This is a genomic window from Methanococcoides mangrovi, from assembly GCF_052057775.1.
GTDB lineage: Archaea > Halobacteriota > Methanosarcinia > Methanosarcinales > Methanosarcinaceae > Methanococcoides.
Genome location: NZ_CP195121.1, coordinates 2,023,356 through 2,048,357 on the forward strand (window position 1 = coordinate 2,023,356; position 25,002 = coordinate 2,048,357).

Below are 25,002 nucleotides of genomic sequence, written 5' to 3' on the forward strand. Positions count from 1 at the left end.
ATCAAAGAGATCGTATTATTGTACGACCTCCAGAACTGATTCGTCAACGGTCTTATCCTTGATATCAAGGAATGTATTGCCTATCCTCTCAACAAGCCGTGCTGCTCCTGAATATCCCATAATTGGGAAGTGGTGCAGATTCGCACGGTCCATCACAGGGAATCCCACACGTATCAGAGGAATGTCCTCCGCAAGAGCGATGTGTTTGCCATAAGTGTTACCTATAAGCATATCCACTGGTTCGTTCTTTATTATCTGATGCAGGGTGAAAAGATCATCCTTTGAGAGGATCTTTGATTCCGGATATAACGGATGTACCATCTCGGAGACCTCTTCTTCGAACTTCTTGCTTGATGTACCGGTCAGGACAACTGTAGGTTCCATACCCATCTCAAGTACAAGGCTTGTAAGTCCCTTGATGATATCCGGATCTCCAAATATCGCTACCTTCTTTCCGTGGAAATGTGGGTGAGCATCGGTCATCATATCCACAACCCTTCCCCTTTCTGCTTCCAGTTCAGGAGGTATAGGGACGTTTGCAAGCTCGGCGGCGTTCATTATGAATCTGTCAGTGTACTGTATTCCAATAGGTGCCGGGCCGATTTTTTCGGGGACCTTGAACTTCTTATTCAGCACCTTTGCTGCTGCACCACCTGCCATCTCGCACAAAGCTATGGTACCAAGGGAATTTGCAGTGTCCTCAATATCACCGATAGGTGTACCTCCCTTGGAATAAAGATCAGTATTACCAAGATTGGGTGAATCAAAGACATCTGTCTGGTCCGGGAACACGATGGCAGGTATTTTCATTACGGAAAGGATCCTCTTGATCTCTCGTATATCGCTTGGATTCACAAACCCGGGAATAACGTTCAATTTACCGTTCGGCTTTGCTTTCTCGGCGAACTTTGATACGAAGGATTTTACCATATTGTCATAACCAGTTACATGTGAACCTACATAGCTCGGAGTTGATGCAGCACATAATTTGATGGAAGGATCAATGAGCTCTTCCATCTCCACATCTTCTATGATCTGATTTACATCGTCACCTATAGTCTCTGCCACACAGGTCGTGTGTATAGCTATTACCTCTGGCTGATAAATGGCTTCGATGTTGGAAAGCGATTGTTTGAGGTTTGATGCACCACCAAACACCGCTGTACCTTCATAGAAACTGCTACTGGTAGCTGCAGTCGGTTCCCTGAAGTGTCTGGTAAGACACATGCGCAGGTATGAAAGACATCCCTGTGAACCGTGGCTGTGGGGCATACAGTTGTGCACTCCCATTGCTGCATAGACCGCACCTATTGGCTGGCATATCTTTGCAGGATTGACGACAAGCGCATCACGCTGAACCTCTTCTTTTGGTGTATAATCTAACATTCCTATCACTCCCTGTTATTCTGCTCTCCATGGCACCTTCATGAATTTCCATGTGGGGCTGTTGATGGCCATATCCATGTCCTTTGCGAAGTTCAGCACTCCTGAAAAACCGGTATAACGACCACTGTAATCATAGGAGTGGATCTGCCTTGAAGGGACTCCCATTTTCTGTGCCCAGTACTTATCCTTGATACCGGAGCAGAAAAGATCAGGTTTTAGCTCTTTGATCAGGTATTCAGTCTCATAGTGATTCAGGTCATCTACAACTACAGTACCATCCTTTGTCTCGGGGAACATTCCCTCATAATCCATAAGTCCAAGCTTCTCTTTCAGCTCTTTCATGCGTTCTTCGCTTATTGCAGGTTCAAAACCCCCTTCCATCTCATAGTGGAGGTCTTCCAGCATAGTGCTTGAGGCCTTCTCCTTCATATCCTTGAGAATAGCACGTCCCTCATAGTCATCCCTGTGGGCGAATTGGTATCCGGCCAGGACAACCTTCATCCCCAGATCCTCGAAAAGGTTCTGGTAGTGGTGTGATCTGGAGCCACCTGCATAGATGAAGACTTTCTTACCTTCCAGCTTCCTCCTGTACTTATCAAGCTCAGGAGCGATCTTTTCAACCTCTTCCCCGATAACCTCTTCAGTCTTTCTGGTGATCTCGGGATCATCAAAGAACTTCGCCATCTTCCTCAGGGATTTTTTCGTTGCTTCCACTCCTATGTAGTTGACCTTTAACCATGGTACACCATACTTCTCTTCCATCATACGGTTTGTATAGTTCACAGATCTGTGGCACATCAGGATGCTCAACTTTGCAAGATGGGCTTTTGCAAGGTCGTGGTATGATCCGTCACCTGTGAAACTTGAAACTATACGGTAACCGATCTTTTCAAGAAGTGGTGTGATCTCCCAGAGATCACCTCCGATATTGTACTCCCCGAATATGTTGATATCAAATGGTGTCGGGTCTTCCAGTTCCTCTGTACCGACCACGTGTTCCATCAGGACGTTACTTGCAATGTGGTGACCTGCTGACTGGCTTACACCACGGTATCCTTCACAGCGAAGTGCCATGACCTTGACACCATGTTCATTCTCTGCTTCCTGAGCAACAGCTTCTATGTCATCTCCTATGAGTCCCACAGGACATGTGGCACAAACCGAGATAGCACCGGGATTGAAGATGCGTACAGCATCATCGATAGCTGTCTTGAGCTTTTTCTCACCACCAAATACAATATCGGTTTCCTGCATATCTGTGGAGAAACAATATTGCATGTAATTGTCTTCCCCATCCTTTGCTTTGGCAAAATTACGTCTGGTACCCCAGGTAAAATATGCACAACCTATAGGACCATGGACAATATGCACCATGTCCTTGATAGGACCCATGACAACCCCCTTGCCTCCGGCAAAGGCACAGCCGCGATTTGTCATCACTCCGGGGATAACTTTGCTGTTGGCCTCTATGTGTTGTTCTGAGGAACAATCCCTGACGACCAGATGCTTCCTTCTGTCCTTTGCTACCTTCTCAGGATATTGTTTGAGCATATTGTCGACTATACTCTGATTGTTCTGGATCTCTGAGCTCATAGACCATCCCTCTCAACTGAAATATTGCCTTCCTCACCAGTTCTCACCCTCACTGATTCGGGTATGTCTATCACGAATATCTTACCATCACCAGCATGGCCGGTCTGGTTAACATTGATGATCCTCTGGACCACCCTGTCTGCTGCCTTATCATCCACAACAATAGTGAAAAGGCGTTTTGGAACAAAAGGAATGCAGTTCTTTGATGGTCCGATTTCCGGATCTGAAAGTGGAGGGTTGAACTCATAACACAATCCTTTCTGCTTACCCCTTCCCATCACCATCTGGACGGTGAAAGAAGGATATCCGCAATCAGACAGGGCATCAAGTGTTTTCTTGACCTTGTTCATTCGAATGATTGCCTTAATTTCTTTCATTTTACTCCTTCCTGGTGTTCTTAAAGTCCGGCTTCACCTGTGCGTATTGTGTAAGCGTTCTCCACAGGGCTTACGAAGATCTTTCCATCACCATACTTGCCTGTGTGCGCTGAGATCTTTATGATATCAACAACCTTGTCCTTGTCCTCATCCTCTACGACCATCATCAGCATTGCTTTTGGAAGTTCATCGAACTGCACGTCAGGTGTGTGAATACCCCTCTGCTTACCTCTTCCAAAGACGTCCATTTTGGTCAGGGAAACAAATCCGACCATCTCAAGTTCTTCAACGATCTCAGACACTTTATTTGGCCTGACTATTGCACGAATCATCTGCATTTGCTGACCCCCTCATAGTTCGATAATTCCGAATTCCACCATCATTGCTTCAAGATCATCCATTTCCAGAGGTTTTGGTACGACGAACTTGTCGTTATTCTCGATGTTCTCTGCCAGTGTAAGGTATTCCTTTGCCTGATCGGATTCAGGGTCAAAATCGATGACTGTCTTCTTGTTGATCTCCGCACGCTGTACGATATTGTCCCTTGGGACAAAGTGGATCAACTTGCTTCCAAGTCTTTCTGCAAAGGCCTCCAGAAGTTCCTTTTCACCATCGACTTTCCTGCTGTTGCAGATAATACCCCCAAGACGTGCTCCACCTTTTGCATATTTCTGAATTCCCTTGCAGATGTTGTTAGCCGCATAGATCGCCATTAGCTCACCACTGGCTACAATGTAGATCTCCTGTGCCTTTCCTTCACGAATAGGCATGGCGAAGCCTCCACATACGACGTCACCAAGTACGTCATAGAACACGTAGTCCGGGTTTTCCTCGTAGGCACCAAGGTTCTCAAGAAGACCAATTGATGTGATGATACCCCTTCCTGCGCATCCAACTCCAGGTTCCGGTCCACCCGATTCAACACAGCTGATATTTCCAAAACCCGGCTGGATAAGGTCATCAAGTTTAACTGAATCATCACCCTCACTCCTTAATGTATCAAGCACCGTCTTCTGGCTAAGTCCCCCCAGAAGCATCCTTGTGGAATCCGCTTTCGGATCACACCCCACAAGCAGGATCTTCTTGCCCATTGTCGCAAGCGCTGCTGTCAGGTTCTGTGTTGTGGTTGATTTGCCGATTCCGCCTTTCCCATATATTGCTACCTGTCGCATATTGTTGCTCCTTCGATGCCATTTTTGTCACTATAGATAAGTATTTATTTACTTATCATCAAACGGCAACCTATGTACGACTTTCTAATATAAGTACTTTGTCATAATATAAACAAAAAAATAAGATAATTAAAAAATATACAAAAAAAGAAATTAAAAATAATCGATACCAAGAGATGAAATTATTCTAAAAACAAAATTTATCCCATTGAACCCATGCTCATGAATCCGAAAATATCTTCAAATTTAATATCCTGAAGATTTTTTCGATACATGAAGACAGTGCTTCCTATGACCCCAAAACCCGCTTTGCTCAATACCTCCCTTGCAACTTTATTTTCTGCAGGAACATCCAGTACAACGGATGAACCCTCCATTCTTGAAAGTGATTCTTCCAGCAAATTCGAAGCTATTCGCTCACTCCCATTTTCAACTTCCCACGGACCAATGACCTGCAGATCCTTTGTACCAGTCTTTAAGCTATAATACATCAGGAATGCAGGCCCATCTTCGATCATTACACACTTACGTTCATTGATCAGTTTCCCAAATAAAGATGAGCGATCATCTCCCCAGCAGTTTTTATCGATCTTCATTATGCATTTTTTATTTTTGAGTGCAGACACCTTGTCCGTACTTTGCGATGCATGATCTCCCCGCGTATTGTTATTCTTCAACCATCTTAGAACTTCACCAGACCTTACAAATCCAAATCTGGTATAGAGGCAGACTGCATCATGTGCAGCATTGAGGTATATTGACTTTATTGAGTCATCACTCTCAAGATGCTGTATTGTGCACCCCAGAAGCTTGCTGCCAATACCAAGCTTTCTATACCCCTTGTCAACAATAAGATTACCAACCCAGGCACTTTGCCCATATTTAACACTCATAACAGCACCAATTACCTGATGACAAACCTCAGCTGTAAAACATCCCATCGGATTTGACTGCAGGATCAGTGAGAACTCATTAAGATCTGATATCCACCCTTCTGAATGAGCAAGAAATAAGATGTGTTCAAGATCTCCACACTCCATTTTTCGAATTTTCAATATTTTCTCCATATATAATGCGATTCAAAAAAATATTCATCCAACAGTGAAATCGAAAGGAAGTTAGGATTCTGGAGTTTAGCGTTAGATTTGGATCGAAAGTAAACTAGGTACAATGTAGTAACTAACTTAAATAACGCATTATTTCCAGAATCCAGATTTAATTAGTATTCCATATAATCAAAATGGAACAAGATGGAAATGCTCAAAGAGCATCTCCATCAGTTTCACCTGTGCGGATACGGATGACTCTCTCCACAGGATAGATGAAGATCTTTCCGTCGCCAACTTCACCGGTTGAAGCATTCTCCATGATGATGTCGACCACATCATCAACTTTTGCATCCGTTACAACGACCTCGATCTTGATCTTGGGTAACAGGTCGACACAGTATTCGCGCCCTCTCCACTGATGAACCATTCCCTTCTGTTTTCCACGTCCGGTAACATCCGTAATGGTCATACTCTCGAATTTCGCATTTTCTAGTGCAGCCTTAACATCATGGATCTTTGTGGGTCGTATGATAGCTTCTATTTTATGCATATTTCATACCTCCTTGCTCAGCACATATTCAGGATATGCCCTGATTCCGTGTTCAGCCCTGTCAAGACCTGCGATCTCATCTTCTTCAGATACGCGAATTCCAATTGCCAGGTCAATTATCTTGAATACGATATAGGAGATTCCAAAGGCCCATACAATACTCAGGATCATTCCAATTAACTGGATGATGAACTGACTGTATCCTCCGTAGATCAGACCTACCCCTTCTGCTGCATATACTGAATCGGAAAGAATGCCATTGCCTATTCCTATTGAGAATATACCGACTGACAGCAATCCCCAGCTACCTGCATATCCGTGTACTGCAATTGCACCAACAGGATCGTCCACTTTCAGTACGTTCTCATTGAACATCACACCCTTATAGACCACAATTCCTCCCACAATTCCGATCACAAGTGCTGCCCAGTTGTTAACTGAACCACATGGTGCCGTGATTGCCACAAGACCTGCAAGAAGTCCGTTTGCAGTAAGTGAGGGATCAGGCTTTTTAGTCTTGATCCAGGTGATCAGCATCACAGTCACTGCACCGGCAGCTGCCGATATGAATGTGTTGGCAATTACCAGATTCATGTATGGATCATTACCATCAAGTGTACTTCCTCCGTTGAAGCCTACCCATCCGAATGCAAGGATGAGGGTTCCAAGGAATGCAAATGTCAGGTTATGACCCGGAATAGCTACCGGTTTCCCATTTTTGAACTTGCCGATCCTTGAACCTACAAGTAGCACACCTGCAAGGGCTGAATAACCACCGATCGAGTGTACTACTCCTGATCCTGCAAAGTCGTGGAAACCAATTCCTGCGAGTTGTACCAGAGGGCTTTCAGAACCTGTTAGAAGTGCTTTGTCTGCACCGCTCCAGACCCAGTGTCCGTATACCGGATAAATAAATGCTACAAGTGCGATTGTATAAATCAGGTAAGCTTTAAGATCAGTTCTTTCTGCCATTGCTCCTGATACGATTGTTGCACCGGTTGCTGCGAAGACCATCTGGAACCACCAGCTGTTCCAGAGTGCATTGTCAGCTCCCTTGAGGAAAAACTGGTCGATGCCGATCAGTCCTGCGGCATCAGCACCATACATGATACCCCAGCCAACTGCCCAGTACACCAGGATACCAAGACAAATGGTCATGAAGTTCTTCATGAGAATGTTGGCAGTGTTCTTGGAACGTGTAAGCCCAACCTCTACCAGTGAGAATCCTGCATGCATCAGGAATACTATTGCTCCTGCGACAAGCAGCCAGACAAATGTCAATGCTGTTTCCAGATCAGCGATTGCCTGGGTGTTCTCCTCCACTGTTGCAGCGGATGCCGTTAATGTACAGAATGTAAATAATACAAAAAGTACCGTCAGCATCCAGCAGGTACGGTTCGTATGTTCTTTTGTTAAATATCTCATATGTCGTAGCTCCTGTACCTTCGATCCAATAAGGTATACGGAATCTTACTGTATAGTTAATATTATTTAAAATTATCTCAAAATCGGGGCTTGCCCATAAAGTCCTCTTGACCACAAACTACACAATTTGACTACAAAGTGATACAGTTGACCATAAACTCAAAAAATCAGGAACGCGCAATGCCCCCATTTTTCTGAAAATGGTATCAATTTCAAAAATTCTTCGACAAGGAACACAGCATCCGTGTTTATATACAATCCCAAAGATAAATTATAGCTTCTGGTTTTTGACCATAAAGTCAAATTTTGACTATAAACTCTCTCTGTCATATGTGCGGCAACAGTTTATGGATTGAACTATTCATTTTGTCCGAAAAAATCGTATTTTTGACCGAAAAATGATTCAAATTGATGCAAAGTTGTTGACGTTTTCCCATGGAGATTACCAAACCAGGATCACATCCAGTTGACAAAGGTCCGTTAGCTCCCACTCTTATATTCTACATTTTTAAGCAAATGCGCTATTGGTTCAACATCTATATTCACACAGTTAATATATTTGTCCGATGTATTCATATACTTCCAACTAAAATATATTACCAATGTTGGGGAGTTGTAATAGATGCAAATGAAATCATGTTACATATTTTACATTGTAGTGACAATTGGTTTTTTGACTATGGTTTCAGGTATCGCTGCAGCAGCTACGATTAATGTTGACGATAATGGGAGTGCAAATTATACTACCATACAGGCAGCAATTGACGCTGCAAACAATGGTGATACAGTTCTTGTTTATCCTGGAATATATTCAGAAAATGTTGATGTGAACAAGGAGTTAACGATAGTTGCAAAATCAGGAAATCTAGAAAATGCCATTGTTCAAGCCATAGATTCAAGTGATTATGTATTTCATATAACTGCAGACGAAGTAAAGATCAGTGGATTTTATGTGAAGGACGGCGTTGAACGTTACTGGGAGGATTCAGTACCTGGAATCTATCTCGATGGAGTTCATAATTGTGTCATTAACAACAACCAATTCTCCAATGTTTTTTATGGACTCGTTCTTGAAGCATCCAGCAACAACACATTGAGTAACAATATTGCAACATACAACATTGGCGGCATCCATCTTATCGATTCAAACTACAACATACTAGACAACAACGCCGCGTTGAACAACTCTGAGAATGGGATCCTTCTGGAACATTCTACATACAATAATCTGAATAAGAATAATGCCTTTAACAGCATTGAGGGAATCCGCCTTATCAATTCCGAGAACAACTTCCTGAGTTATAATACCGTATCAAACACTACTTGTGGAATCTATTTTGAGGCATCCGATAACAACACCTTAGACAATAATATCGCATTGAACAACTTTATTGGGATACGTCTTATTGGATCAAGCTACTGCACATTGGAAAATAACACTGCATCAAATAATAAAGATGGTATCTACTTGGAGGGTTACTGCAACGATAATACTCTCATCAATAACAATGCATCGAATAATCATGCTGGTATCTCTTTGAGAGGGTATAACAAAAATAACACTTTGGAATATAACAAGGCAAATTCAAATGAAAAATATGGAATAGTTCTCTTTTCTTCTAACAATAATAAGCTTAGAGATAACACCGCATCAAACAACGACATAGGCATCTTCCTTAAGTATTCCCATTGGAATCTTCTGGAAAATAATGATGGCTCGAACGAGAGGTACGGTATATATCACAGTGCTTCCAAGTACAATACTTTGAGTAATAACAATATCAAAGGCGAAGTTTTTTTGAAGGCATTAGCGTTTGTGTTCTTGCTAATACTGATTATGCTTAGTACCTCATATTTGCTCAAAGATAAAATTGGCAAGAAGAAATCGATTATCTCTGTTTCAATGATTTTGTTACTTCCACTTCTACCTGCATTGATTAAAGTTATATATGAGCTACATTTGCTGGAAACAATAATTCCTATTCTCCTGTGGAATTACTTGTTTATAAGATTCCTGGAATTCGGCCTGCCTGCAGCAGTCATAATTTTTTATGGATATACAACGGAAGATCAGCTTTTTTCAACGCTTTCAGGTGTATTTCTAATCCCTCTCTCCTTCATATATGCAGAAATTATTTTGGGAACGCTGGATCCTGATCCCATAGTGAATCTTGGATATTGGTTGCACTGGAGTTCAATTGTTGATGTATCCCCATTTATGGTACTTTATGGATTAATTGGCTATTTTGGAGCAAGAAGAACAAAACTATCCCTTATAATTTCAATTTGTATTGCTATATTCATTCTCGTTATAATCAGCGGAATCGATTGAAAGGTGTGTAAATATATGCAAATGAAATCAAGTAACGCAATCTATATTGCGATAACAATTGTCTTTTTGATAATAACATCGAGTAACGTGACAGCGGATACAATTATCGTCAACGATAATGGAAATGCAGATTATACTACCATTCAGGCAGCCGTCAACGCATCAACCAATGGTGATACAATCCTTGTTCATCCAGGGAAGTATTCAGAAAACATTGATGTGGACAAGGAGTTAGCGATAGTCTCTGAATCTGGAAATCCAGATGATACGGCTGTTCAAGCCGCAGACTCAAATGATTCTGTATTTCATGTGACTGCAAATAACGTAACAATCAGCGGATTTAACATAACAGGTGCCAATAGCACTGAAAAAAACAGTCCTGCCTATGGAATATATCTTGATGGAGTTCCTGTATTTGTTCCCGTAAAGGATACTGAGGTCCAAGGTTGTATTATTACTAACAATCGATTGTTCAACAATAGCATAGGTGTCTTTTTGGAGGGATCCAGCAATAATGTACTGAGTAATAATACTGCATCAGGCAACCGTATCGCCATCTTTTTGTCGAGTTCCAACAACAGCGAACTGAGTAATAATGCTGTACTGAACAATGAAGGAGGCATCCTTATGTATGGAGGCTCTAATAACACATTTAACAATAACAACATTTCGAACAACGGGATTGCTATTGTTTTGCACTTTTATAGCAACGACAATACGTTTATCAATAACAGAGCTTCGGACAACGAACATGGTATCTACATTAGAGAAGCCTCAAATCTCACACTTATAAATAACACTGCAAACTTCAACAAACGTGACGGTATCTACCTTGATTCTTCTCATTACAACGTGCTGGAAGGCAACACAGCAAATTCAAACGGTGAACATGGAATCTATCTTAATGATTTTTCCTGGGGCAATTATCTGGGAAACAACACTGCTTCGAATAATGAGCACGGAATCCTGTTGTATTATTACAGCGACCATAACTCATTGATCAATAATACTGCAAATTCGAACGAACAATATGGTATATATCTGAATGAAACCAGTAACAACAGTATCGAGGGAAACACTGCAAACTCGAACAAAGTACATGGGATATACCTTAAGTCTTCCACCTTCAACACGATTATTAACAATACTGCAAACTTGAACGACTATCACGGTATCAACCTCAATCAATCCAATAATAAAAGAGTGAATACCGATATCGTGACACACGATTTCAAATATTGCAAGTTCCTTGAAGATTCCAGCAATAACAACACCGTAAGTGGAAATCATCTATTCGACAATGGCAAAGGTCTCGTTGCAAATGTTTCTGAAAATAACATTGGTATCAACTACATCAACGATAGGGGAATTACCGAGATGCCTTTTATCGGTTCCGTGTTGACATTGATCATGTTGGGAATCGCATTTATGTTTATGAGAAGAAAATGAGATGCAACAGATTAATTAAGAAACTGTTGATGGGTGGCAGTTAAAGCGAGGGGATTAATGTATTTTATTTTTTGTCCAAAAATTGATGTTGTTGTCCAATAAGTGTCCTATTTTTCGGACAAAGTGTTCATTTATTTTAAACATTTAATTCCCATTTTGAGTTGCAGCAGTGTTAATGAGATTATAACATCCCACATTTTAAAATTAACAATATGATTTTGGCTACACGAATAGGCGGAAATAAGTTGCCGACATGCGATTTGACCATAATGTAGGCAACTTGCCTCTAAAGTAGGGTATTTGACCACAAAGTAGGGGACTTTATGGGCAAGCCCTCAAAATCGAGCATTCTTATAAACAACTTTAAAAAGAAATAAACATGCCGCCAAATAGGCAAATAACTTATTTGATAAAAAAGCAACATCAAAAGCTGCCAAAATTTGTCTTGCTAAAGCAACAGGTCAATAAGAGAAAATAATCCGGATCATTAAAAATGAGTAAAAATAAAGTGATCACCTGATCAACTAAAAGAAGATGCCTCACTTAGTGAAAAGGTTCTCGAATATTCTTTTAATTAAATAAAAGTTCAAGGTGATGAAAGATAGCCCCGAGGGAATCGGGGCTAAGATCATGTCTGAAAAACTTCCCGGCAATCCTGCTTAGAGACCGTAGTTCTCAGGCAGGAATACCTTTACCTCTTCCTTATATTTGGTCATGCAGTCGCTCATGAAGGTTTCCTTGTCGTCTGTAAGTGTTTCCAGAGCAGCCTTTGCATCTCCAAGTGCACCCTTCTCGAACCTTGTGAGCTCGAGCTTATCAGACATTCCTTCCTCCAGGATCTCTACACATTTGAGTGCAGCATTCTTTGCACGGAGGTAGATGTCGTTTCCGTCCTTGACGATAGCTTCACCGACACGGTATGCGTTGTCATATGCAAGGACATAGCCCTGTGGGTCCCTGTACTTGTCGGAAAGTACCATGAGATCCCTGAGAACCTTCTCCTGACCGGTTGCAAGTGCAGTGTTCATCAGAGCACAATCGTATCCGAGGGTTTCTGACCAGCACTGCACGGATGTACCGCCAAACTCTGCATGGTACTCGACGGACTCGTTCGACCACAGGTCACAGCACTGCATGACAAGGTTACCCATGACATCAGAGTGTGCACATGTGGAAGTCTTGCCTTCCTGCGTCATTGGCATACCGGTGATCGCTTTTACGATGGTGTTCTCATATCCACAGTCCTTACCAGGACCCACAGCTCCAGCCTCGTATGCTGCGAGTGACCTTGGTGCTGAGATAGCCCTTGCGATGATAGCAAGTGTGTGAGCAAGGTTCTTGTCGAGCAGACCACCTGCAATGAACATTGCAGTGTTAGCTTCGGAACAGTCGGTGTCACCAGCTGCTACGACGTTGTGCTTCTTTGCAACGTTTGCGATCTCCTGCCAGATGAAGTCCATATCAATGGTACCGAGACAGCCAATTGCATAGAGCATACCTGGCACATCGTTCCTCAGGATAGCATAGTCGAATACTTCCTTACCACCCATTGTCTCAATGGAAAGAAGGTCAGCACCGTTTGATGCTACTTCCTCGAAGGATTCCATAAGGACGTTGAACTTGTCGCCTCTGAGTCCGAGGAAGTCACGGTCTTCACGAACATCACCACAGGTGTGTCTTAATGCACATTTGATACCATATTCGTCATGGAACTCTTCCATGATCTCTTTCTGTGCGTGTGCGACCTCTCCTCCCCAGGTTGGGTTGTTGGTCATCTGCTCAACGTGTTCTGTTTCAAGTACCACAGATGGGAAACCGACCTGGACCATACGGTTCATGATATCGGTAGTGATCCTCTGGTATTCCCTGATAAGCTTCTCTTTTGATGCACCGGCCTCTGGCCTTGGAGCATAGTTGACCTCAGGGGAAGTGTATCCGGCACCTATCTCAAGACCAAGTCCTGCCTTTACGGGGAATTTTGCCTTACCGAAGATCATGTCATCTGCACTGTCATATGCCATCTTTGTGTATCTGTTGATTGCCATTATTATCACCTCTTTAGTGTTTGTGGAATTCCTCTTTCAGTGCACTCAGATCTGATCCTGCAAGAATAGCATCTGCCATCTTCGGTGCGTCAGCTGCTTCCTCACCATAGACACCAAGCTCGTATGTTGTTACGAAGTCCTGGTTAACTGCCCCACCACCACAGGCGAATGGGATCCTGATACCTGCTTCCAGCAGCCTGTCGTTGACGGCCTTAAAAGCATACATTGTGGTTGTCATCAGTGCAGTACCTGTAAGCATGATCGGTTTCTCGGCTTTGACAGCCTCGATAACTTCATCCACAGGGACATCACGACCAAGGTCAATGACATCGTATCCGTTTGCTCTGAGAAGTGCAGCAACGATGGATTTACCGATGTCGTGTACATCTCCTTCTGCTACGTGACAGACGACCTTTCCTTTTGAAACAGGTGCTTCGTCGGACTGTTCCTTACAGAACTCGATACCTTCAAGCATTGCATCTGCAGACATCATGACGTTTGGCAGGAAAATGATACCCTGGTCGTACAGGTCTGTAACGACCTTCATACCTACCATAAGTGCATCATCTATCAATGCAATTGGGTCCTTGCCTGCATCAATTGCAGCCTCAAGACCTTCAATAACGTCGTCTTCTTCACCATCAAAGATGGCTTCTGCAATTGGCCTGTATAACTCATCGGTAGGATAGAGTTCAGCTGCAGCATCTTCAGGCGACATTTCTTTTTCCATTTTCACATTGTATCTTACCAGAATTTCACTGGGTTCCACATCGAAACTGGTCATGTTATACTCCCTTTATTTTTGCATAGGTTTGGAGAAAATTATTTAATTAAAAATGTAAATTCCCCTATAAACCCCCAAGGATTCCAATATGAAATCCTCCAAAAAAAATTAGGAGGGAATGACATATAAGTGTTTCCTTCCGATTGATGTGGTATATAAATGCAATGCTTTAAATTTAATTTTTTCAACAGATTCAAACAATATCGAATAGGGCTACTGATATTGATAATAGTAACAAAAAAATAAGTTACACTATGTAAAAGACAAAAATCTTAAATTTGTTTATATACTTTACCTATTAATCATTAAAAAGTAACTGATATATATAAGTATCTTATGTAGAAAAAGGATATAAGAAAAATAGGGGATAAAAAAGAGTTACAGATATCGATAATGTGACTAGAGAAATATTACAATATAATGTGTACTTTTGATAATCGATATATTAATAAGAAGGATTAAAGCCTTGATGTTTTATGAGAAATACAACAAAAAGCAACAAAAAACGAGAATCTTTCCTTTTCCCATTGCCTGTTAACCTCACCAATGATCAACTATGACTGGCTGACTTCTACCAGAAAGGAGGCTTTATATCTACTAGTATCTTCTAAACGAGTTTGAATTAATAAAGATAAAAAAGAAATAAGATGGTCCGGAATAAAGGACCACATCTGAGAATTTATTCAGTAATTATCTCATCTGTCCTTATGCCCGCGACCATCTCAACAGGCGATATAAATATCTTCCCATCTCCAAATTTCCCGGTACGTCCTGCTTTCCTTATAATATCAATAACCTCACGCACTTCGTCATCTTTGATAACTATACCAATCTCAACCTTTGGTATCATATCAACTAAGGTCTGCTTACCTCTGAACTGGAGACAGATGCCCTTTTGAGCACCCCTGCCCTTCACATCATATATAGTCATTGCAAAGAATCCCTTTTCCTCAAGGGATTCTTTTACATCTTCCAACTTTTCGGGACGAATAATAGCATTAACTCTTTTCATAATTACCACTTCATCATAGACTCACCGTGCTGTGAGATGTCCAGACCGACGTATTCCTCTTCTTCTGTCACCCTTAGTCCCAGGGTCTTGTCAACAAGCTTTGCGAGCAGGAACGTGACCACAAATGCATAACCCACAGCTACAAATGCATCAAGTGCCTGAATAAGGAACTGATTCACATTTCCATAGATAAGGCCATCAACGCCACCGATGGAAGCAACTGCAAAGATACCGGTCGCAAGTGCTCCAAAAAGACCTCCCATACCATGTATTGCCCACGCATCCAAACTTTCATCAAGTCCTCTGTTAATACGGAAGAGCAACGCACCGTAACAGAGTAATCCTGCAGAGCCACCAATCACGATCGCAGCCATAGGTCCGACAAAACCACATGCTGGTGTGATCGCAACAAGACCTGCAATAGCACCACTGACCATTCCCAGAGAACTGGGTTTTCCCTTTCTCCATGAAGCAAACATCCATGCAATAGCACCCGATGCAGCAGAAACGTTTGTGACCACAAAGGCATTTGTTGCCAGTCCATCTGCAGCAAGAGCACTTCCTGCATTGAATCCAAACCATCCAAACCAGAGTAACGCACTGCCTAGTAGTGTTGTGGAAATGTTCTCAGCTTCCATGCTGTATTTTCCAAATCCTACACGTTTACCGACTACAAGAGCCAGAGCAAGAGCTCCAAAACCGGAACTTATGTGAACAACAGTCCCTCCTGCAAAATCAAGTGCACCAAGCTCTCCTGCCCATCCACCACCCCATGCCCAGTGGGCAAGAGGATCATAGACGAGGGTAGTCCAGAGAAGTCCAAAGACAATGAAGGAACTGAGCTTAACTCTCTCTGCAACTCCTGAAGTGAGAATTGCAAGTGCAACAGCAGCAAAAACCAGCTGAAAAACCATGAAAAGCAGGTCAGGTATACCATCCCCATCCATTCCAACACCTCTAAGTCCAATAAAATCGAAGCCTCCGATCAAACCACCGATATCCGGACCGAAAGAAAGCGTGTAACCTACAGTAACCCACTGTATGCTCACAATTGCCAACGAAATGAATGAGATCGCCACCATTGAGATCAAGTTCTTATTCCTGACCATTCCGCCGTAGAACAAACCTACACCAGGTGTCATCAGCATGACCATTGCAGTGCAGATAAGAACAAAAGCAGTGTCACCCGAGCTTAGGACCATACTCGTCGCACCTCCTATCCATCCACATGAGCTGCAAAGGTGAGCTTGCAATGTATTTCACGATCCAATCCATTGTAATTAATTCCCATTAACATATTGTCACCTTTCTAATTTTTCCAATATTCCTAATTAACAGAGTACATACCTTAAAGGTAATAAGCAACTTATTTCCGTATTCATATTATAAGAACATATCTTAGAAATACTACTCAATAAGGCACGACTTTACAACCTGCGAACCATATTCCACGGAAGGCTTGTTATTTCAGGCTACAGGAATGGAGTGGACCAATGATTCCCGAAAAATAGCCTGTTACAACTGCTCACATCAACACATCTTCAGTATCAGGCCATTACCTCAAGATTTTCCCACTTAAAATGTTCAGAAGGGCAGGAACGTGCACATTTAAGGCAGTGCGCACCATCACAAAGGTCCGTTCTTATTGTCACTTTACCGTCATCATCTACGGTTATCGCATCATTGGGACATACTTTTATACATTTGTGGCACCTGGCACAATCATGGACCATCATTGTAAGATATGTACCGATCTTTTCCAATACATGTAAACCTTCATCCCCAAGGACAGGTATATCCTTATCAACAACTTTTTTCACTTCAGGAGTAAATTTCGGTTCATCTATTGTCGGAAGTTTCTTCTTTTTCAGATACTTCTTCAAAGCCTTGAAGGGCATGCCCTCTCCCCAGTAAGAGATCTCGAGTATGTATGCATCCTTGAAAGCCTCATCTGTTGCAAACATGACATGGGTACCCACTATTCTTCTTGCAATATCCTGAAGCTCCCAAAGCCGGTCTTCGGACAGGAGAATTTCCCTTGCAACGATCAGAGATGTGTTACCTATCTGGTAGACATTTTCTACATTATAGGGTATCATGCCGATCTGATGGGCTTTCATGGCATCCATATAGGTGCCCGCCGCACCTGACATATAGGCTGTTCTGACATCCTCCATCTCAATGCCTGCTGAATTGCAAAGTGTAATATGCCCGGCCCTTATCGCGCCTATTGCCTTACCGGCTTCCACAAGATCCTTTTCTGTGAAGGTGATCTTGTCCTGAAGGTGTATCAGACCTTCTGATGTCTTGATCTTTGGAAGCTGGATAAGTCCATTCTTAAGAGAAACTTCTATGAGTGCTATGACACCTGTACCTGTAATACCTTCAGCTCTGATATCACCAGTCTCAACTACCTCACCGTTCTTTGGGTTGACAAGGTCCCCTTTTACAGGAGTCATCTCTTTATCAAGTACATAGTTTCTCAGAGAGCCGTCCTCGAACCCGATATCCGAAATAGTATACGGCGAAGCTATTGTACCATCCTTTATCTGCTGTCCCTCAAGTGCAGGTCCGGCTGCAGCAGAACCCGTGTAGATCACATTTCCTACCTTCAGGGCCATTTCAGCATTCGTGCCATAATCAGTAGCAATTGCGATCTCATCCCTCTCCAGGATCCCTGACTTGACAATAAGTGCAAGCGCATCTGCACCAACCTCATGTTTGATGGCAGGAGGTACGATGATCTTACAACCACTGAACTCCTCAAGGCCCTTTACCTGACCGCTGTCCAGAATAACTGCATCTCTTTTCTGTTCCTTGATTTCAAGCAGTTGCTTCTTCCTTTCACCCGCATAGGCAAGGTCATCGATAGGAACTCCCTGAAATATTGAAAGCTGGATGGGATTTCCACAGACAGAGATCCTCTCAAGGTCATTATCCCCTACATCGAGCTCAGATATGATATTCTTAACAGCATTTATCACAAGTTCGTGGGCAAGATCCTGACCGTAATGGATAGCAAAGTCCAAATGATCCATGACATTTGCACCTGGCAATGGGTTTCTGAGAGTTATCACAGTTTTTTTGACCTCTTCGTTCTCAAGATCGATCTTCTGGGCCCTGAACCCACTGGTACCCAGGTCGATCGCAATTCCCAATTTCATGCTATTGCTCCTTTAAAATAAAAGGAGAAAACAAGGGTTTCTCCTGCTTTAAAGATAACTTACCCATCCATTTTATGCGTAGTATTCATCCCTGCCTTCAACAAGGGCCCTTACGTTCTCGACAGGGGATTTTGGAGCAATACCGCATCCCGGAGCAAGCACGTCTACACCATCTTCCAAAGCCTTCTTTACATCTTCTTTGACCTTTTCGGGAGTTCCTGACAGAATAGTGAAAGGACTTGAGATATTACCAACGATCCTTGCTCTTCCATTGACAGTCTTCTTTGCCCCCTTGAGATTACTGACCTTTTCTTCAATGCTGAGACCATCGAACTTACAATCTGCCATCATTCCGATGATAGGTGTAACGTTACCACACACGTGTAGTACAGTTGGGACATCAAGGCTCTCTGCAAATCTACTGAGCCTTGGTTTAAATTTTGATTCAAATGTTGCAGGATTCATCAGGTCAGGCGATGCAACAGGGTCGGCAACACTTATAATATCTGCTCCTGCATCCACAAGTGCCTGTGCATACTTTATGCATGCATCTGTTGCAAAGTCCAGGATCTTCTCAAAGTCCTCCGGTTTCTTGATGGACCATTTCATGAACTTCTTGACACTTGCAAGATCAGATGCAAGAGTAACTGGTCCTTCCATACCTGCAATAACAGGAACATCGTCTCCGACTTTCTCCCTGATGATCTTTGTAGCCTCCAGCACAACAGGGATCCTGCCCTCTCCAAGGAGATCGTCTGGCATCTTGAGATCATCTGTACCCTTGGGATACGGATGGTCCGTAACAGATGGCTGTCTGTCCTTTGTTCCCATATTGACCTCACAGCCCATTGCCTCTGCAAGGACGGTCAGGCAGTAAGGATATCTTACCCCCTCAAGCCCGGCGATCTCATGGGCTGCAATTGCAAGGGTTGCCATCATCTGGGCATCAGAGTGTGCCTCTGGCCATTCAGCTCCGGTTGCATCCATCAACTCTACTATACCAGTCTGAGTAACAGAAACTACCGGAATTTTGTCGATTTCTTCTCCTTTCAATGCTTTGACCAGTCTTTCCTTAAGAGTTAAATCAGTCATTCTCACTTGTCCCCCATCAATAATAGAATTCTATTAAATCCTACTAATATGCTCCTTCAAATATTAAATGGACTTGAAAATAAGCCCCGACCCAATCCCAAAACTTAAAGGAGTATAATGAATTCAAAATAAAATTAGCAATTAATTCTATATAAATACATACTCCAGAATCTTTAGAGATCAGTTCAAACTAAAACGTCATAATGCTGAATTTGTTCAAAAGCGAACTTTTTGTGTATTTTTTATAATGAATCCCGGTCAACAGTAAAAAATAATTAAATGTGTTTGCTAAATAATATCTTTTTACAGAATGATATATATCATCCCATTTCAACCTGAGACGAATCATTTCAAAGCCAACAAAGGTGTCCCAACCCCTACAATGACCAGTTTTGTCTCCATTGGAGGATGAGCCCACCCTTCTGGAGAGACCATTTTTTTGGACATAGTGACCTGTATCTGGCTTTCCGGAATTCCACATTTGCTTACATGATCCTTTACAATCCTCTTCCCCAGATCTGTGGCAAAGTCCAGTGCTTCGAGATATTTTTCAAAACGTTGTCTTCCAACAGGAGAGAACACAAGAAAATCATTCTCCGGAGATGTCAGCGAGAATGGTCTTATATTGATCTCCACTCTTTTGATACCTTTTCCGACAAGTGCGCCAATAGCATTTCCCACATCTGCAAGATCGGGAACAATGATCTCAGCTTCTATAACTTCCCCCAGTTCATCGACATAGGACCTGACCGGCCCCCCTATCATCACAACCGGGATCTCCACCTTGAACTTTACCGGATATTCTTCATTGAGGATGTTCTCAATTGCACTCTCGGGAGTGTTTGGAAGGATAAATGAAAGCAGGTTCAGCGCTATATTCTTAGTTACTTTTTCCTTGATATGATCACAGAATTCATATTTGCCCATGCGTGATACTCTCGAAAGCATCTCCGCTCCGATGTTGGCAGCCTCACTATCCCATGCATTATAATCCCCCCTTACATGCAGTGCATCAGTCGGTGTAAAACCAATAGCCTGTACAAGTCTTTTCTGTATCAGAGAATCCAGTGTGAATACGGATGGCGGACGTTTCAGCATTCTGGAGATATCGTTGATTGATGCAGGTTCATTGTCAATGATATTCAGAACTTCTTTTTCCGAATCATTAAGGCCTCTGGCTTTATAACCGGTCTTTACAAAGAACCGTGTCTGCTGGAAATTCTCATTAAGATCATTCCTTGAGATCATCCTGTTGTGTCTGAGCTTTTCAAGAAAGCCATCATAATTTACGGAAGCAACACACAGTGGCATGACCCTTCTTGGACCGATATATGCTGTTTCACCCTTTACCCATACATGACTGTCCCCTCCCATCGCAGAGGTCTCCATCTTTATGGCCTTCACCCTGGTCTTCCAGCCACCAACAACAGCTCCGGAACTGCTGATCTTTGGAACACCATCATGAATTGACAGCAGGTCTGTGCTTGTTCCTCCTACATCAATGACAGCACAGGTCTTCCTGCCTGAGAGATGGGAAGCACCCAGCAGGCTTGCAGCAGGACCAGAGAATATTGTTTCAATGGGTTTGTTAAGGGCATCCTCAACGTTAGCCACGGATCCATCGCATCTCAGGATCAGCATTCTGGCTTCTATCCCCCTCCTTCTGATATCAGATATCACTGAATTTACGAAAGTTGTGGTTATGGGTATCAAACTGGCATTCAGGAAAGCTGTCACAGCCCTTTCATAAGCCCCAAGCTCCTGAGAAAGTTCGTGACCACATACTACTGGCATGGAAGTCAGCTGTCTGATCAGCTCTTTGGTGCGAAGTTCATGTTCCGGATTACGGATCCCGAAATTGGCTGAAACGGCATAGGCTGCCACCTCATTCTTGGTTGAAAGAACAAACTCCCGGACAGCATCGATATCCAGAGGTGAAACCTCTTCTCCATTATGATCATGCCCCCCGGAAACCAGGATCGCATCTTTGGTTGGAAATTCTTTCTCAACAGGATGATCCCCCACAAGAATAAGTCCCACAGGATCACCGGTACCTTCAAGCAGCGAGTTGGTCGAGAGAGTTGTGGACACGGAAACAAGGCTTACGTTCTTCAGGTATTGCTTATCAAGTGAATCCAGTACGTTTTTTATCCCACCCAGAGGATTAGGATATGTTGTAAAAGATTTATTCGAATCGACCACCTCACCATCAGAATCCCTGATGATGACCGCATCAGTATACGTCCCACCCGCATCGATACCCAGGCTATATTGCATTAGTACCCCCCATGTATCTTACATAGATCCAATAAACATAATATAGGTATCATTCAATAAAAAGGTTCGATATGGACAAGCACATCGGAAACGCCTTTATAACTTTTTTTCAGATCATTTTCAATGCGTGCTATTAACCTATGGGAATCCCTGACATGCATATCAGACATTACCTTTACATGAAGGTCAACAAAGAGACTCTCCGAAGCTCCATGGGCACGTACCCTATAGCAATCTTCCACACCATCTATTGAATTTACGAACCTGCATACTGCAGATTCATCAAGAACACAGGCGTCACACAATGTATTGCTTGATTCTACGATAATTGATGCACATTCCCTGAAAAGAAATGCTACGATCAGAAATACAACAAGGAGTTCTGCAAGAGGATAAATTGTTCCTGTGATGAGGACACCTGCGACCGTAATTGATAACAAAAGGTCAGTTTCGATCATGGAAGTATTGAGGATCTCACTCCCTGCCGAAGTAAGACCTATTCTTTTGCTTCGGAGTATAAGGATATCCAGCAGGATTCCGCTGATCACCATGGCAAGCATGAACGGATAAGATCCGGGATAACTGTCTGCAGATACATCTGTTACAAACGACCTTAAGAAATCAAGTACGAACAGGAGGAACAACAAAGCGATAAAGAGAGATACCAATGGCCCATATTTCATGTATCCATAGGGATGTTCTCTCTCCGTATAATGTGAAATGAGTTGCGGACCAAAGGTACTGGCTGCACCGATTATACAGATGAAAAGTGAATAATATCCTACTGATTCAATTGCAGAAAGATTGGCATATGTGCCCGCTACTACCTTAAGCACTGCAATCACAAGATAGAATAAAAAGACCGCAAATGAGATCCCTTTTATTGTTGATATCGTCAACATATCGATCACTTCTTTTTTTAATCTTTTTTCCTGCCAGGCACAGCCGGTCACAGGACCGGCCGAAAACCGGGAAATTATTATATTAATTTCATTTCACAGTGGTGCGACTGTCTTACCGAATACAGAATTTGCCACAAGTGCAAGAGATGTGTACAAAGCGGAAAGACCTAGCAATAAGGTCATGTACCCTGCAAGTGAGCCAACCCCGACTCCAAAGTTTACTGCTGCATTCAGGAAGAATGTCAGCGTGAGTGTAATGAATACCACAATTATTGCCTTAACTCCGATCTTAAATGCAACAAGCAATAAGATCAGGGCAACTACACCCCATACCAGAAGATAGAAACCAATGGACGCTGAACTGGCTGCACCGAGAACTCCGCCCGCAAGTCCTGAGGACATCAGTATGAATGCAAAGGAGAACCAGAACAGTCCAAAAGCTGAGAAAGCTGTCGCTCCGAAAACATCACCTTTCTTCCAGGCCTGAGAACCTGCAAATACCTGTGCAAATCCACCAAGGAAGATGGACATTGAAACTACCATTGTAGCATCTGCAAAGAATCCTGACCCCATCAGACCAAGCATTGTAGCTGCAAGGCCAAGCCCTATGAATCCGAGAGGTGCAAAATCTGCTGTATTATCAACTAAGTTTAAATTATCGTCTGCCAAAGATGATCACTTCCTGTTTTATTGTAATAATGAATGTTGTAAACTATTGATCAATAATAGATATTTTAATAACTATAAATTAAAGTATATAATAGAACAAATACTGCTCATTAAAATAAAAACCACTAATTAAGGAGATAAAGGAGTTTGTAAATCCCTGAATATCACCTCCGGTCTATTTTTTGTTCGATTTTGGTCCAGGAAAGATGTTAATTTAATAGTGAAAGGATCTTTTAATTTGTCTGTAACTCAAAGGCAATTCTAAAGGTGATGAAAGTAGCCCTGAGGGGATCAGGGCTACAGTCCACTTCTGGAAAAACTAATCGGCGATCCGCTTAGAGACCGTAGTTCTCAGGCAGGAATACCTTTACTTCTTCCTTGTACTTGGTCATGCAGTCGCTCATGAAGGTTTCCTTGTCGTCTGTAAGTGCTTCAAGAGCAGCCTTTGCATCTGCGAGTGCACCCTTCTCGAACCTTGTAAGCTCGAGCTTGCCAGCTGCACCTTCTTCCATGATCTCTATGGATTTGAGTGCAGCATTCTTTGCACGGAGGTAGATGTCGTTTCCGTCCTTGACGATAGCTTCACCGACACGGTATGCATTGTCGTATGCAAGGACATAGCCCTGTGGGTCCCTGTACTTGTCGGAAAGTACCATGAGGTCCCTGAGAACCTTCTCCTGACCAGTTGCAAGTGCAGTGTTCATCAGAGCACAATCGTATCCGAGGGATTCTGACCAGCACTGTACGGATGTACCACCAAACTCTGCGTGGTATTCCACAGATTCGTTAGACCAGAGGTCACAGCATTGCATGACAAGGTTACCCATGACATCAGAGTGTGCGCATGTGGAAGTTTTACCTTCCTGTGTCATTGGCATACCGGTAATTGCCTTTACGATGGTGTTCTCATATCCACAGTCCTTACCAGGACCCACAGCTCCAGCCTCGTATGCTGCGAGTGACCTTGGTGCTGAGATAGCCCTTGCGATGATAGCAAGTGTGTGAGCAAGGTTCTTGTCGAGCAGACCACCTGCAATGAACATTGCAGTGTTAGCTTCGGAACAGTCGGTGTCACCAGCTGCTACGACGTTGTGCTTCTTTGCAACGTTTGCGATCTCCTGCCAGATGAAGTCCATATCAATGGTACCGAGACAGCCAATTGCGTAGAGCATACCTGGCACATCGTTCCTCAGGATAGCATAGTCGAATACTTCCTTACCACCCATTGTCTCAATGGAAAGAAGGTCAGCACCGTTTGATGCTACTTCTTCAAAGGACTCCATGAGGACGTTGAACTTGTCGCCTCTGAGTCCGAGGAAGTCACGGTCCTCACGAACATCACCACAGGTGTGTCTTAATGCACATTTGATACCATATTCGTCATGGAACTCTTCCATGATCTCTTTCTGTGCGTGTGCGACCTCTCCTCCCCAGGTTGGGTTGTTGGTCATCTGTTCTACGTGTTCTGTCTCAAGTACCACAGATGGGAAACCGACCTGGACCATACGGTTCATGATATCGGTAGTGATCCTCTGGTATTCCCTGATAAGCTTCTCTTTTGATGCACCAGCTTCAGGTCTTGGAGCATAGTTGACCTCAGGGGAAGTGTATCCGGCACCTATCTCAAGACCAAGTCCTGCCTTTACAGGGAATTTTGCCTTACCGAAGATCATGTCATCTGCACTGTCATATGCCATCTTTGTGTATCTGTTGATTGCCATTTT

20 protein-coding genes are annotated in these 25,002 nt (G+C 42.9%); 2 read left to right on the forward strand and 18 right to left on the reverse strand.

The annotated features are described in order from the left end of the window. Positions 1-15: 15 nt before the first annotated feature. The 8 genes from nifK to ACR3I3_RS10165 all read right to left on the reverse strand — a co-directional run bounded on the left by nifK (position 16) and on the right by ACR3I3_RS10165 (position 7,510). Positions 16-1,386 carry a nitrogenase molybdenum-iron protein subunit beta gene (gene nifK / locus ACR3I3_RS10130; RefSeq protein ID WP_440952138.1) on the reverse strand — a complete coding sequence of 457 codons (1,371 nt, stop codon included), beginning with the start codon at positions 1,384-1,386 and terminating at the stop codon, positions 16-18. A 15-nt stretch (positions 1,387-1,401) separates the two neighbouring features. Then, positions 1,402-2,979, reverse strand: a complete 1,578-nt coding sequence (gene nifD, locus ACR3I3_RS10135) for a nitrogenase molybdenum-iron protein alpha chain (RefSeq protein WP_440952139.1) — start codon at positions 2,977-2,979, stop codon at positions 1,402-1,404. Beyond that, entirely contained in the window at positions 2,976-3,356 is a 381-nt protein-coding gene (locus tag ACR3I3_RS10140) for a P-II family nitrogen regulator (RefSeq protein WP_440952140.1), read from the reverse strand. The genes nifD and ACR3I3_RS10140 overlap by 4 nt, the downstream gene beginning before the upstream one ends. A gap of 20 nt (positions 3,357-3,376) precedes the next feature. Then, the gene (locus ACR3I3_RS10145) at positions 3,377-3,694 is read right to left on the reverse strand and encodes a P-II family nitrogen regulator (protein ID WP_440952141.1); all 318 of its coding nucleotides are present in this window, start codon (positions 3,692-3,694) and stop codon (positions 3,377-3,379) included. 12 nt (positions 3,695-3,706) lie between these two features. Next, the gene (gene nifH / locus ACR3I3_RS10150; protein WP_440952142.1) at positions 3,707-4,528 is read right to left on the reverse strand and encodes a nitrogenase iron protein; all 822 of its coding nucleotides are present in this window, start codon (positions 4,526-4,528) and stop codon (positions 3,707-3,709) included. A 200-nt stretch (positions 4,529-4,728) separates the two neighbouring features. Further along, on the reverse strand, positions 4,729-5,583 hold the full coding sequence (locus ACR3I3_RS10155) for a GNAT family N-acetyltransferase (protein WP_440952143.1): 855 nt from the start codon (positions 5,581-5,583) through the stop codon (positions 4,729-4,731). A gap of 205 nt (positions 5,584-5,788) precedes the next feature. After that, positions 5,789-6,127, reverse strand: coding sequence for a P-II family nitrogen regulator (locus tag ACR3I3_RS10160; RefSeq protein ID WP_440952144.1), 339 nt, complete (start codon positions 6,125-6,127; stop codon positions 5,789-5,791). 3 nt (positions 6,128-6,130) lie between these two features. Further along, positions 6,131-7,510, reverse strand: coding sequence for an ammonium transporter (locus ACR3I3_RS10165; protein ID WP_440953788.1), 1,380 nt, complete (start codon positions 7,508-7,510; stop codon positions 6,131-6,133). Positions 7,511-8,174: 664 nt separating this feature from the next. Here ACR3I3_RS10165 and ACR3I3_RS10170 point away from each other — a divergent pair. Together ACR3I3_RS10170 and ACR3I3_RS10175 are read left to right on the forward strand one after the other, a co-directional pair. Beyond that, positions 8,175-9,884: a right-handed parallel beta-helix repeat-containing protein gene (locus tag ACR3I3_RS10170; protein ID WP_440952145.1), complete on the forward strand. Its 1,710-nt coding sequence runs from the start codon at positions 8,175-8,177 to the stop codon at positions 9,882-9,884. 15 nt (positions 9,885-9,899) lie between these two features. Beyond that, positions 9,900-11,333, forward strand: coding sequence for a right-handed parallel beta-helix repeat-containing protein (locus tag ACR3I3_RS10175; RefSeq protein WP_440952146.1), 1,434 nt, complete (start codon positions 9,900-9,902; stop codon positions 11,331-11,333). 659 nt (positions 11,334-11,992) lie between these two features. On the opposite strand, the gene mtaB (ACR3I3_RS10180) is transcribed toward ACR3I3_RS10175, so the two are convergent. The 10 genes from mtaB (ACR3I3_RS10180) to mtaB (ACR3I3_RS10225) all read right to left on the reverse strand — a co-directional run bounded on the left by mtaB (ACR3I3_RS10180) (position 11,993) and on the right by mtaB (ACR3I3_RS10225) (position 24,999). Next, entirely contained in the window at positions 11,993-13,378 is a 1,386-nt protein-coding gene (mtaB, locus tag ACR3I3_RS10180) for a methanol--corrinoid protein co-methyltransferase MtaB (protein WP_440952147.1), read from the reverse strand. 13 nt (positions 13,379-13,391) lie between these two features. Further along, positions 13,392-14,162, reverse strand: a complete 771-nt coding sequence (gene mtaC / locus ACR3I3_RS10185; RefSeq protein WP_440952148.1) for a methanol--corrinoid protein MtaC — start codon at positions 14,160-14,162, stop codon at positions 13,392-13,394. Positions 14,163-14,841: 679 nt separating this feature from the next. Further along, entirely contained in the window at positions 14,842-15,174 is a 333-nt protein-coding gene (locus ACR3I3_RS10190) for a P-II family nitrogen regulator (RefSeq protein WP_440952149.1), read from the reverse strand. Positions 15,175-15,176: 2 nt separating this feature from the next. Next, positions 15,177-16,376, reverse strand: a complete 1,200-nt coding sequence (locus tag ACR3I3_RS10195) for an ammonium transporter (RefSeq protein WP_440952150.1) — start codon at positions 16,374-16,376, stop codon at positions 15,177-15,179. 345 nt (positions 16,377-16,721) lie between these two features. Continuing rightward, positions 16,722-18,338, reverse strand: coding sequence for a methylamine methyltransferase corrinoid protein reductive activase (locus ACR3I3_RS10200; RefSeq protein WP_440952151.1), 1,617 nt, complete (start codon positions 18,336-18,338; stop codon positions 16,722-16,724). 72 nt (positions 18,339-18,410) lie between these two features. Continuing rightward, positions 18,411-19,430, reverse strand: coding sequence for a methylcobamide:CoM methyltransferase MtaA (mtaA, locus tag ACR3I3_RS10205; protein ID WP_440952152.1), 1,020 nt, complete (start codon positions 19,428-19,430; stop codon positions 18,411-18,413). Between the two features lie 345 nt (positions 19,431-19,775). Further along, a complete protein-coding gene (locus ACR3I3_RS10210; protein ID WP_440952153.1) occupies positions 19,776-21,707 on the reverse strand; it encodes a hydantoinase/oxoprolinase N-terminal domain-containing protein in 1,932 nt (643 codons plus the stop codon). A gap of 53 nt (positions 21,708-21,760) precedes the next feature. Then, entirely contained in the window at positions 21,761-22,660 is a 900-nt protein-coding gene (locus ACR3I3_RS10215; protein WP_440952154.1) for a cation diffusion facilitator family transporter, read from the reverse strand. 42 nt (positions 22,661-22,702) lie between these two features. Continuing rightward, positions 22,703-23,278, reverse strand: coding sequence for an acetate uptake transporter (locus ACR3I3_RS10220; RefSeq protein WP_440952155.1), 576 nt, complete (start codon positions 23,276-23,278; stop codon positions 22,703-22,705). Positions 23,279-23,613: 335 nt separating this feature from the next. Continuing rightward, positions 23,614-24,999 carry a methanol--corrinoid protein co-methyltransferase MtaB gene (mtaB, locus tag ACR3I3_RS10225; protein ID WP_440952156.1) on the reverse strand — a complete coding sequence of 462 codons (1,386 nt, stop codon included), beginning with the start codon at positions 24,997-24,999 and terminating at the stop codon, positions 23,614-23,616. Positions 25,000-25,002: the final 3 nt, after the last annotated feature.

Excerpts from the sequence above, each read along its gene's own strand:
- nifK (WP_440952138.1), bottom strand. The coding sequence starts at position 1,386 with ATGTTAGATTATACACCAAAAGAAGAGGTTCAGCGTGATGCGCTTGTC.
- nifD (WP_440952139.1), bottom strand. The coding sequence starts at position 2,979 with ATGAGCTCAGAGATCCAGAACAATCAGAGTATAGTCGACAATATGCTC.
- ACR3I3_RS10140 (WP_440952140.1), bottom strand. The coding sequence starts at position 3,356 with ATGAAAGAAATTAAGGCAATCATTCGAATGAACAAGGTCAAGAAAACA.
- ACR3I3_RS10145 (WP_440952141.1), bottom strand. The coding sequence starts at position 3,694 with ATGCAGATGATTCGTGCAATAGTCAGGCCAAATAAAGTGTCTGAGATC.
- nifH (WP_440952142.1), bottom strand. The coding sequence starts at position 4,528 with ATGCGACAGGTAGCAATATATGGGAAAGGCGGAATCGGCAAATCAACC.
- ACR3I3_RS10160 (WP_440952144.1), bottom strand. The coding sequence starts at position 6,127 with ATGCATAAAATAGAAGCTATCATACGACCCACAAAGATCCATGATGTT.
- ACR3I3_RS10165 (WP_440953788.1), bottom strand. The coding sequence starts at position 7,510 with ATGCTGACGGTACTTTTTGTATTATTTACATTCTGTACATTAACGGCA.
- ACR3I3_RS10170 (WP_440952145.1), top strand. The coding sequence starts at position 8,175 with ATGCAAATGAAATCATGTTACATATTTTACATTGTAGTGACAATTGGT.
- ACR3I3_RS10175 (WP_440952146.1), top strand. The coding sequence starts at position 9,900 with ATGCAAATGAAATCAAGTAACGCAATCTATATTGCGATAACAATTGTC.
- mtaB (WP_440952147.1), bottom strand. The coding sequence starts at position 13,378 with ATGGCAATCAACAGATACACAAAGATGGCATATGACAGTGCAGATGAC.
- mtaC (WP_440952148.1), bottom strand. The coding sequence starts at position 14,162 with ATGACCAGTTTCGATGTGGAACCCAGTGAAATTCTGGTAAGATACAAT.
- ACR3I3_RS10190 (WP_440952149.1), bottom strand. The coding sequence starts at position 15,174 with ATGAAAAGAGTTAATGCTATTATTCGTCCCGAAAAGTTGGAAGATGTA.
- ACR3I3_RS10195 (WP_440952150.1), bottom strand. The coding sequence starts at position 16,376 with ATGGTCCTAAGCTCGGGTGACACTGCTTTTGTTCTTATCTGCACTGCA.
- ACR3I3_RS10200 (WP_440952151.1), bottom strand. The coding sequence starts at position 18,338 with ATGAAATTGGGAATTGCGATCGACCTGGGTACCAGTGGGTTCAGGGCC.
- mtaA (WP_440952152.1), bottom strand. The coding sequence starts at position 19,430 with ATGACTGATTTAACTCTTAAGGAAAGACTGGTCAAAGCATTGAAAGGA.
- ACR3I3_RS10210 (WP_440952153.1), bottom strand. The coding sequence starts at position 21,707 with ATGCAATATAGCCTGGGTATCGATGCGGGTGGGACGTATACTGATGCG.
- mtaB (WP_440952156.1), bottom strand. The coding sequence starts at position 24,999 with ATGGCAATCAACAGATACACAAAGATGGCATATGACAGTGCAGATGAC.